The 9,784-nt window shown below is 70.7% G+C and carries 9 protein-coding genes and 1 pseudogene; 4 read left to right on the top strand and 6 right to left on the bottom strand.

Annotated elements, in window-relative coordinates; translation table 11 throughout:
* Positions 1-93: 93 nt before the first annotated feature.
* Both KUM38_RS09770 and KUM38_RS09775 read right to left on the bottom strand, forming a co-directional pair.
* Entirely contained in the window at positions 94-276 is a 183-nt protein-coding gene (locus KUM38_RS09770) for a DUF397 domain-containing protein (RefSeq protein ID WP_217128905.1), read from the bottom strand.
* Entirely contained in the window at positions 273-1,121 is an 849-nt protein-coding gene (locus KUM38_RS09775) for a helix-turn-helix transcriptional regulator (RefSeq protein WP_217128906.1), read from the bottom strand. The genes KUM38_RS09770 and KUM38_RS09775 overlap by 4 nt, the downstream gene beginning before the upstream one ends.
* A gap of 130 nt (positions 1,122-1,251) precedes the next feature.
* On the opposite strand from KUM38_RS09775, the gene KUM38_RS09780 reads away from it, so the two are divergent.
* Positions 1,252-1,713 carry an ATP-binding protein gene (locus tag KUM38_RS09780; protein ID WP_217128907.1) on the top strand — a complete coding sequence of 154 codons (462 nt, stop codon included), beginning with the start codon at positions 1,252-1,254 and terminating at the stop codon, positions 1,711-1,713.
* Between the two features lie 51 nt (positions 1,714-1,764).
* Here the strand turns inward: KUM38_RS09780 and KUM38_RS09785 are convergent, their stop codons facing one another.
* The 4 genes from KUM38_RS09785 to KUM38_RS09800 all read right to left on the bottom strand — a co-directional run bounded on the left by KUM38_RS09785 (position 1,765) and on the right by KUM38_RS09800 (position 6,480).
* Entirely contained in the window at positions 1,765-2,976 is a 1,212-nt protein-coding gene (locus KUM38_RS09785; RefSeq protein ID WP_217128908.1) for a helix-turn-helix domain-containing protein, read from the bottom strand.
* Positions 2,977-3,193: 217 nt separating this feature from the next.
* Positions 3,194-4,135, bottom strand: a complete 942-nt coding sequence (locus KUM38_RS09790; protein WP_217128909.1) for a hypothetical protein — start codon at positions 4,133-4,135, stop codon at positions 3,194-3,196.
* A 40-nt stretch (positions 4,136-4,175) separates the two neighbouring features.
* Complete coding sequence (locus tag KUM38_RS09795; RefSeq protein WP_217128910.1) at positions 4,176-5,738, bottom strand: DUF6801 domain-containing protein; 1,563 nt, start codon at positions 5,736-5,738, stop codon at positions 4,176-4,178.
* A gap of 106 nt (positions 5,739-5,844) precedes the next feature.
* Positions 5,845-6,480 carry a hypothetical protein gene (locus KUM38_RS09800; RefSeq protein ID WP_217128911.1) on the bottom strand — a complete coding sequence of 212 codons (636 nt, stop codon included), beginning with the start codon at positions 6,478-6,480 and terminating at the stop codon, positions 5,845-5,847.
* Positions 6,481-7,198: 718 nt separating this feature from the next.
* Between KUM38_RS09800 and KUM38_RS09805 the strand changes: the two genes are divergently transcribed.
* The 3 genes and pseudogenes from KUM38_RS09805 to KUM38_RS09815 all read left to right on the top strand — a co-directional run bounded on the left by KUM38_RS09805 (position 7,199) and on the right by KUM38_RS09815 (position 9,783).
* Positions 7,199-8,209, top strand: coding sequence for an ABC transporter ATP-binding protein (locus KUM38_RS09805; protein ID WP_217128912.1), 1,011 nt, complete (start codon positions 7,199-7,201; stop codon positions 8,207-8,209).
* An 11-nt stretch (positions 8,210-8,220) separates the two neighbouring features.
* Positions 8,221-8,970 (top strand): annotated as a pseudogene (locus KUM38_RS09810) (MlaE family ABC transporter permease); the annotation flags it as partial.
* A 6-nt stretch (positions 8,971-8,976) separates the two neighbouring features.
* On the top strand, positions 8,977-9,783 hold the full coding sequence (locus KUM38_RS09815; protein ID WP_217128914.1) for an ABC transporter permease: 807 nt from the start codon (positions 8,977-8,979) through the stop codon (positions 9,781-9,783).
* Position 9,784 lies beyond the last annotated feature (1 nt).

A 9,784-nucleotide genomic window follows, 5' to 3' on the forward strand; every position in this document is an offset into this window, starting at 1 on the left:
CGAAGGCGACGCGGAGTGGAGCGCAGCGCAACGCAGCGCCCTTGACGCGGCTCGCGGAAGCACGACACTGACAAAGAAGCGAGTGGCCCCCGGTCACTTCGCGACGTGCGCGAGGAAGTCGGCCCAGGCGGTGGGGGAGAGGGCGAGCCGGGGGCCGGCCTTGTCCTTGGAGTCGCGTACGTGGACGGCGCCGGGGCGGTTGGCGACCTCGACGCAGTCGCCGTCGCCGCTGCTGCTGTAGGTCGATTTGAACCAGGTGAGTTCGACGGTGCTCATAGGTCTCCTCGCATCCGCTGCAACAGGCTCACGGAGTCCGGGAGGGTCAGAGCCTGCGCTCGCATACTGGCATACCGTCTCTGCAGCACGCTGGTTTCTTTCGGGTCGCTGACGAGCAGCCCGCCGCGCTGTCCCTCGTTGTAGGCGAACCAACGGTTCTCGGGCGTCTCCAGCAGTTGCATGGGGCCGGCCAATCCGGCATGCGCCCCACACGTCAGGGGCATGACCTGGAGCTCGACGTTCCTCAACCCGGCGATTTCCAGCAGGTGGTCGACAAGTTCCCCCGTCGCCTCCCGCCCGACCGTTCGTCGCATCAGCACGTGCTCTTCCACGATGAAGCTGAATGAGGTGTTCGGTCGTTCTCGAAGCAGCCTCTGCCGCTCCGCTCGCGCGGTCCACCGCTCCTCGATCTGAGTGTCGTCGAGTGGCGGTAACTGCTCGTTGAACAGGGCCCGCGCGTACGCCTCCGTCTGCAACAGCCCCGGCACCATCCGGCACTCGTACGTGTACAGCGTGATCGCCACCTGCTCCAGCCGCGCCCACCGCCGGAACCAGGCCGCCAGTCCCGGCTGCCGCGCCAGGCACCCCGCCGCCCTCCGCAGCGCGCCCGTGTTGCCGAGCGCCTCCTCCGCGCGCTCCACGAACGCGGCGTCCGGCATGCGCCTTCCCAACTCCACGGACGCCACCGTGTGCTTGGAGTACCGCACCAGTTCGCCGAACTGCTCCCTGCTCAGCCCCGCGTGCTCCCGGAGCCCTTGGACCACCGCCCCGAACGTCCGCAGGCTGTCCGACGACTCGGGCTCGCCGCCCGCACCCGTGCCCGCCCCCACCGCGCCATCGACCACTGTCGGTCACCTCCCGCCGCCATGGTCACGTTTGGTCACCGGTATTGTCCATTCCGTCACCGCGTACGCCGCCGCAGCGTACGCGGCCGCGACCTGGAGAACTGCTCCCTCGGGACGCCACATTGGGCGCATGACCGCACAACCCGCCCAGCAAGAACCGGTTACCGTACGTGTGTTCACCCGGCGCTTCGGCTCCACACCGCGAGGCGCCCGCCTCGCCCGGCACCTCGCCGTGGACCGACTGCACGCCTGGGGCGTCCCGTACGGCTCCGACCTCTCCGACGCCCTCGCGGTGATCGTCGCCGAGCTCGCCGCCAACGCCGTCACGCACGGCCGTGTGCCCGGCCGGGACTTCGAGTTGCGGCTCACGCATCTCGGCGCCGGCGTCCGCGTCGAGGTGACCGACACCCACAGCGGGCCGCCGTACCCCGGGGTGCGGTCCGCGCGGTCCCTCGACGAACACGGCAGGGGCCTGGTCCTCGTCGAGGCGCTCGCCGACCGATGGGAGGTGCTGGACGGAAGGCCGCCCGTCAAGACCGTCCGCGCCGAGGTCGACCTGCCCCGTGGGGGCGCGGGGTTCAGACCCCGCTGACAGGGACCTCTCGGCCGGCCCCCGGCTCCGTGCCACCAGGGAGGGGAGCAGTCATTCCCCGCCGTCATGACCGCGCAGGTGGAGCGAGCGCAGGGCCACCTCGAGGGCGAAGCGGTGGTCGGGGTCGGTGAGCCGGTCGCCCAGGTGGGCGTCCAGGTTCCGCAGGCGGTAGCGGACGGTCTGGGCGTGCACGCCCAGCATCTCGCCGACCTGCTCGGCGGGCGCCCGGGTGGAGACGTGGACCCGGAGCGTCTCGACGAGCCGATGGCGCCGGCCGGCGGGCAGCCCGTCGAGCGGGGCCAGTTCGCGGGCCGCGAGCTGGTCGACCAGGGCCGGGTCGGACAGCAGCCACAGCGTGACCAGGTGGTCCTCGCAGCGGACCAGCGGGGCGTCGGGCACCACGCCGTCGTCGACGAACTGGAGCACCCGGCGCGCCCAGCGGACGGAGTCGGCGGCCTGCGCGAGCGGCACGGTCAGGCCCGCCGCGGCGCGGGTGCCGGACAGGGCCGTGCCGAGCATCGCGAGGCGCTGCGGGGTGAGGTCCCCGGGGACGAGCAGGTGCGGCTGCGGGATGTCGAGGTCGGCGAGGACGTCACCGTCGAGAACCGCCTGGATGTGGTCCGGCACCGGAGGGCGGAGGGCGATGAGGGTGCAGGTGCGGGGGAGTTCCCAGGCGGCGGCCTCGCACAGTTCGGAGACGGTCGTCTGGGGCAGCGGCGACGAGGCCAGGATCAGGTGCAGTAACTGTCTTCGTAGCGCGGACACCTCGGACGCGGCCCGCTCCCGCACCTCCGCGTACCCCTCGCGGGTGACCGCCTCCAGCTCCTCGACGTACGCGAAGAGGGCGTCGGCGAAGGCGAGGATGAGGGCGGGGGAGAGGTTGTACTGCCGTCCCACCGACTTGGCCCGGCGCAGCGCGATGCGGGCGCCGAGCCGGTAGGCACCCTGCAGGGTCTCCAGGTCGCGGCCCTCGTAGGCCTCCACCCGGCCGAACCTGCGCAGCAGTTCGTCCCGCAGGTCCGGGCTCCTGTCCGGGTCGGCCACCCGGTCCACGAAGGCGACCAGCGCCTGTTCCACGCCCTGGCGGATCGCGTCTCCGTCCGGGCCGTTGAGCAGCCGCCCGTACACCGGGTAGGCGCGGGTGACCTCGGCCCGTATCTCGTTCAGCAGTCCCGGCAGTTCCGGCCGTATGAAGGCCGCGAACTGCCGGGGTAAGGGTTCGAGCGGTTCACCGACCTCCGGGGACCGTGTGGTCGCGGGCATCAGCCACCCCTTGCTCTCCGACGTGTCCGGCGGGGTGGCCGGGCGGGCGGCGTCCGGCCGGGTGGCGGACGGCGCCCGGACCGGTCCACCAGGTCATGCCGGTCCGAGAAGCTGAAAGTAAATCAACTTCCTTTTCATGTACACCATTTGGGCAGAACTGCTTCACTGTTGCGCGGGCCGGCCGCCGTGACGGCCGGGAACCGTCGCCGCGTGACCGTCACCTGACGGCGGAGTGCCAGTTCTCCGCGAGCACCCGGCCGGCCTCGGGGGCGGCGGTGCCGGGCGCGTTGAGGCCGGTGAGGTGGGTCTGCGTGTCGTTGAGGGTGAGGCTGTTGTTCCCGGAGGCGGAGGGCAGCCCGGTCTTCGCGTTGACCGCGGCGTTGATCAGGCCGACGTTCAGGCCGCAGCCGGTGGCTCCGGGGACCGCGAAGGTGCTGTCGTTCTGGGTGGCGCCGGTGAGGTCGATCCGGCTCATCTCGCCGGCCTCGTCGGGGGTGCCGTCGCCCTGGAAGAAGCTCATCCCGAACTCCGGGTAATTGCGGTTCTCCGGGCGCAGGAGGATGGGGTTGGCGGCCGTTCCGATGTAGCACTTGCTGCCCAGCAGCGGGTTCTCCAGGTGGATGCGGACCGGCAGGGCGACGATGGGCATGTCCGTGAGGACGCCCGCGGTCTGGTCGAAGGCGTAGGGGGCGCCGACGGACTCCATGGTGGCGGTGATCTTGTTGAGGCTGGAGTTCTCGAGCGTCTCGCAGATGCCCGTGATCACCGGGATGTTGCTCGGACACATCAGGCCGAGCAGGCCGCCGGGCACGGTGGCGGAGTCGGCGACGAGCGCGCCGGAGGGCGGGGCGACGACGCTGCTGGTGCCGTCCGCGTTCTGGACGACGCCGATCTGGAGGTTGGTCTTCCCCGTGACCACGGTGGTCTTGCCCAGCTTGATGGAGCCGCTGGCGGAGGTGGAGACCACGCACTGCGGGGTCTTGTCGAAGCCGTCGGCGGCCAGCATCGCCGGGGCGTCCACGGGGCAGCGGGTGAAGGGCGCCCACGCGCCGTTCAGCGTGGGCTCGGCGGCGGTCGCGGTGCCCAGGGACGCGAAGGCGCCGAGCGCGGTCAGGGCGGAGACGGTGGCGATCCTGGCACGGGTGGTGAGCAGAGGCATGGGTGGTGGCCTTCCGTGGAGGAGGGAGGGGAGGCGCGGCTCAGCGCTCGGGAACGGGGATCTTGAGGGGCTGGAGGTCCTCGGTGCACTCGGCGGGGTTGAAGACCTGCACCGCGCACGTCTGGCCCTGGATCTGCTTGATGTGGTTGCCCGGGCCGGAGACGGAGGCGGTGAGGAGGCGGTCGAGGTCCTCGCCGCCGGTCCCGCAGCCGGTGAAGGCGGGGACGGTCGCCTCTCCGGTCAGGGCACCGCCGGAACTGAGCAGGTAGCCGACGGGCATGGCGGGGGGCTGGTGCGTACTGCTCCCGGACAGCACCAGGTGGTCGCCCGGGTACTTCGAGGGCTCCGGTTCGGGGGAGCGCAGGGGACCTTCCGTCCTGCAGCCGGCCCCGACGTCCAGCGGGGTTCCGTTGACCTCGAGGGCGGTCACCCGGAGCACCAGGGGGATCCGTACGCGGGTTTCGAAGGAGGTCTGTCCGGTCGCGAACACGGTCTCGCCGGCGCCGTCCAGGGTGAGGGGGCCGGTCTGCTCCAGCACCATCGTGGCCTTCGTGGGAACGAATCCGAAGGTCAGGAAGGTGGCCTGGAACGGCGGGGTCTGCTCGCGCCCCTCGTACCAGAGCCTGCCCACCGAGTGCTGTGCCAGGTAGGCGCCGGAGAAGTCCGGGAAGAACTCGACGATGTCCGTGGGGCCCTGTTCGACGAGGACGCAGGACAGGGGGATGAGCGAGGCCCCCCGCAGCTTGCTCACGTTCGAGTAGCCGGTGATGTAGGCGTTCAGCGACGCCGAGGTGGACGGGTTCGCGTCGTCGTAGCGGCAGGGCGGCGCGTCGCGGTCCGCGGTTTTGGCGGACGGGTCCTCCGCCACCTTCGGCGCGCGGTTCCCCTGCTCGTCCTCCGGCGTCCCGGGGGACGGGTCAGGCGTTCCGGGGGAGGAACCGGGCGCGGACGGCGAACCGCTCGGCCCGGGCGTGTCCGTGCCGACCGGCACGGTGACCAGCGGTCCGTTCCCCGGCGCGTCCCCGGCAGGGGAGCAGTCGAGGGTCAGCGCGCCGGGGTCGGCGGCGGACCCGTCCGCCGTGCCGAGCTCCAGGTCGACGGCGAGGTTCCCGGCGGTGAACGTCAGGTCGCCGTCGCCCTGCCCGGTCACCGAGGGGACGTCGCCCGTCGTGGTCAGCGTCAGCGGTCCGGAACCGGGAACGGGGACCGGCTCCGCGGTGCCGCGCCAGGTCGCCTCGGCGGCGGCCTCGTCCTGGGTGACGCCGACGGTGAGGCGGGTGGCGGCCCGCGCGGTGGCGGCCTCGAGCGCGGTGAGGTCCGCGACCGCCTCCGCCGGGAGTTCCACCGTGGTGGTGACGTCGGTGGGCGAGAACGCCTCGCCCGGCTCCGCCCGGTCCGGGAACACCGCCGAGACCCGGACCGTCACGGGCTGTCGTCCGGACGGCAGCGCGCAGACGTAGGGGAGTGCGGTGTCCACCTCCTGGGTGCCCGCGGCGGACGCCGCGGCCGGGACCGTGGCGGCGAGCACGACGAACGCGCCGATCGCCGCGCTCCTGGCACGGACACGGGGCGGCCGCGACGTGGCGGCACGATGGCCTCTCATACAGCTCCACCAGGGTTCGTTCGAAAGCGGGTTCCGGGGGGTTCGGCAGGGCAGTCCGCGTCCGCCCGGCCGGGAACGCCGGCGGGCGGACGCGGGGGGTGGCGCCTTACGGGTTGGAGCCGACGATCTGCGGGATGGCGCCGTTCGACGCCTTGATGGCGTACTTGCCCTTGAAGATGGGCTTGGTGGCGGTCGTGACCACCGAACCGCAGTTGACGGGGGCGGGGTTGGAGCTGACGGCCAGGTCACCGGAGACGCTGTTGACGTCCAGGATGCCGGTGGAGTTGGTGTAGGTGGCCGAGGCCTTGCCCGTCACCGTGAACTTGCAGGCGCCGGCGGTCACGTTGGCCTTGACGTTGCCGACGTAGCCCTTGGTGACGCCGGTCGAGGCGGTGTAGTCCTGCGCGACGACGGTCCAGGGGGTGACCGCCACGGTGGTGACGTTGCCCAGGACGCTGGTGCACGGCGAGGCGGAGGTGCCGAAGTTGATGGCGTTGATGGTGGCGACCGTGGCCGGGTTGCCCGTGGCGCTCGACATGGTGCCCGAGGCGCCCGAGGTCGTGCACGTCATCGGGATGGTGGCGGTCAGCACGATGTTGCCGCTGTTCGTCGCCGTGTAGCTGCCCGTGGGGGTGACGGTCCACGTGGTGGAGGGCACCGCCGAGGCGGGACCGACGGTGAGACCGAAGGCGGCCGCGGCCGCACCCGCCACGACAGCGGTCCTTCTGAGGGTTTTCTTCATGGCTCGGGGAGTCTCCTTGTGGATTGACCGGCAGAGATGGGCCGTGGCCGAAGCGATCGAGGGGCGGCCGGGCGGCCCGCGGCTCGGTGTTCCCTGTCCGCGAACCATGACGTTACTTGCGGGAAACTTAGCCGAACAATGGCGCTGCTCATGATTCTTTGAAAATGCCAATCATCTGTTCCCGGGGTGAGTTGATCACGGACCGGATTAGTCACCGACTGTCAATGTGGAATTTTCGGCCAGTGGCGCGCGGGTTGCCTGCCGGCTGCTCGGCGCCGTTCCGTGATGCGCGTCCGGTGACAATTTCGCGGCCGTTTTTTGTCTCCGCCCTGACAGGTTCCGGATGGCCGAACAGGATGCCCTGGAAAACTCGGATTCCACTCTTGCCCGTCGAGGTTACTCGGCCGTAACGTGCCGGTGTGGTGCTCGGTTCCAGGTCGGTGGCCCCCGTCGGCCGGAACCATGACGGATGCTTTCCGGCCGCGCCCTTCCACCGGGTCGGACGTCCGTCGGCAGGGTCTCGCGGATCCACACCCCCCGGAGCCGCGGGACCCTGCCTGTCTCCCCGGAGACAAGTGCGGGCCGGCAGGTTGTCTGCACGGTGACAAAGTCCGGAAAGGCGGCGGGAAACCGGTGTCGCACCCGTTGTCAGTACGTTCCGCGTCGACTTAACGTGCGCCGGCGACGCGCGTGAGGACACACGTCCGCTGGAGGTGATATGGGAATCGAAGTCGTGGTCGAGGGCCTGACCAAGTCCTTCGGCAAGCAGAGCATCTGGCGGGACGTGACACTCACCCTTCCTGCCGGAGAGGTGAGCGTGATGCTGGGTCCGTCCGGCACCGGGAAGACCGTTTTCCTGAAGTCGCTCATAGGGTTGCTCAAACCCGAGAAGGGCCGTGTTCTCATCAACGGGGTGGACATGGTGAACAGTCCCGAAAGGGATATATACGAAACCCGGAAATTGTTCGGGCTCATGTTCCAGGACGGAGCCCTCTTCGGGTCCATGTCCCTCTTCGACAACATCGCCTTCCCGCTGCGCGAGCACACCCGCAAGAAGGAGTCCGAGATCCGCCGCATCGTCATGGAGCGGATCGAGGTCGTCGGGCTGCTGGGCGCGGAGGGCAAGCTCCCGGGGGAGATCAGCGGCGGTATGCGCAAGCGGGCCGGCCTGGCCCGCGCGCTCGTGCTGGACCCGCAGATCATCCTCTGCGACGAACCGGACTCCGGGCTCGACCCGGTCCGCACCGCCTACCTCTCCCAGCTGCTGATCGACCTGAACGCGCAGATCGACGCGACGATGCTGATCGTCACCCACAACCTCGACATCGCCGCGACCGTACCCGACAACATGGGAATGCTCTTCCGGCGCGAGCTCGTCACCTTCGGCCCGCGCGAGGTGCTGCTCACCAGCGAGGAGCCGGTCGTGGCCCAGTTCCTCGACGGCCGGCGCGAGGGCCCCATCGGGATGTCCGAGGAGAAGGACGCGGCCACCCTCGCCGCCGAGGCGGACGCCGCGGACGCCGCCGCGGCCCGGCCCCGGACCATCGTCCCGCAGCTCGAGCCGTCCCCCGGCCTCCCGCCGCGCCGGGCCGTCGCCCGGCGGCGCGACCGTGTCATGGGCATGATCGACCAGTTGCCGCCCGCCGCGCGCTCCGCCATCCGCAGGACCTACGCGGAGAGCGCCGGGGCGCCCACCCTGCCGATACCCGCCGCCGGGAGCGGCACATGATCACCGGCGCCCTGCGGCAGACCGGCCGGCTCTTCGCGCTCGCCGCCGAAGTGGGCCGCGCCGTCTTCCGAAGACCCTTCCAGTTCCGCGAGTTCGTCGAGCAGTTCTGGTTCATCGCGAGCGTCACCATCCTGCCCGCCGCCCTCGTCTCGATCCCCTTCGGCGCCGTCATCGCGCTCCAGGTCGGCTCCCTGACCCAGCAGCTGGGCGCCCAGTCGTTCACCGGAGGCGCCAGCGTCCTCGCCGTCGTCCAGCAGGCGAGCCCGCTCATCGTGGCCCTGCTGATCGCCGGCGCCGGCGGCTCCGCCATCTGCGCCGACCTCGGCTCCCGCAAGATCCGCGAGGAACTCGACGCCATGGAGGTCATGGGCGTCTCACCCGTGCAACGCCTCGTCGTGCCCCGGGTCCTGGCCACCATGGGCGTGGCGGTCCTGCTCAACGGACTGGTCTCCGTCGTCGGCACCCTCGGCGGCTACTTCTTCAACGTCATCCTGCAGGACGGCACCCCCGGCGCCTACCTGTCCAGCTTCTCCGCCCTCGCCCAGCCGGCCGACCTGTACATCAGCGAACTCAAGGCGCTGGTCTTCGGGTTCATCGCGGGCATCGTCGCCGCCCACCGGGGACTCAACCCGCGCGGCGGCCCCAAGGGCGTCGGCGACGCCGTCAACCAGTCCGTCGTCATCACCTTCCTCCTGCTCTTCTTCGTGAACATGGTGATGACGGGCGTCTACCTCCAGATCGTCCCGCCGAAGGGAGGCTGAGGCCCGATGGCCTCCCCGCTCGCCCTGCTCGACCGCTCCGGCGACCACCTGCTCTTCTACGCCCGGGCGCTGCTGTGGATCCCGCGGACCCTGCGCCGCTACCTCAAGGAGGTGCAGCGCCTCCTCGCCGAGGTCGCCTTCGGCTCCGGCGGCCTCGGCGTCATCGGCGGCACCATCGGCGTGATGATCGCGATGACGCTCTTCACCGGAACCGTCGTCGGACTCCAGGGCTACGCGGCCCTCGACCAGATCGGCACGGCCGCGTTCACCGGATTCGTCTCCGCCTACTTCAACACCCGCGAGATCGCCCCCCTCGTCGCCGGACTCGCCCTCTCGGCGACCGTCGGCGCCGGCTTCACCGCCCAGCTCGGCGCCATGCGCATCAACGAGGAGGTCGACGCCCTCGAGGGGATGGGCATCCGCTCCATGCCCTACCTGGTCACCACGCGCATCATCGCCGGGGTCGTCGCCATCGTCCCGCTCTACGCGATCGGGCTGCTCTCCTCCTACCTGGCGTCCCGCTACGTGACCGTCCTGTTCAACGGCCAGTCCCGGGGCACGTACGACCACTACTTCAACCTCTTCCTCTCCCCGACGGACGTTCTGCTCTCGGTGCTGAAGGTGCTGGTCTTCAGCGTGATGGTGATCCTCGCCCACTGCTACTACGGCTACCGCGCCACGGGCGGCCCCGCCGGCGTCGGCGTCGCCGTCGGCCGGTCGGTGCGCAACGCCATCGTGCTGATCAGCGTCACCGACTTCTTCCTGTCGCTCGCCCTGTGGGGCGCGACCACGACCGTGAAGGTGGCGGGGTGAG

This window comes from Streptomyces sp. AC558_RSS880 (genome assembly GCF_019049255.1).
Lineage (GTDB): Bacteria > Actinomycetota > Actinomycetes > Streptomycetales > Streptomycetaceae > Streptomyces.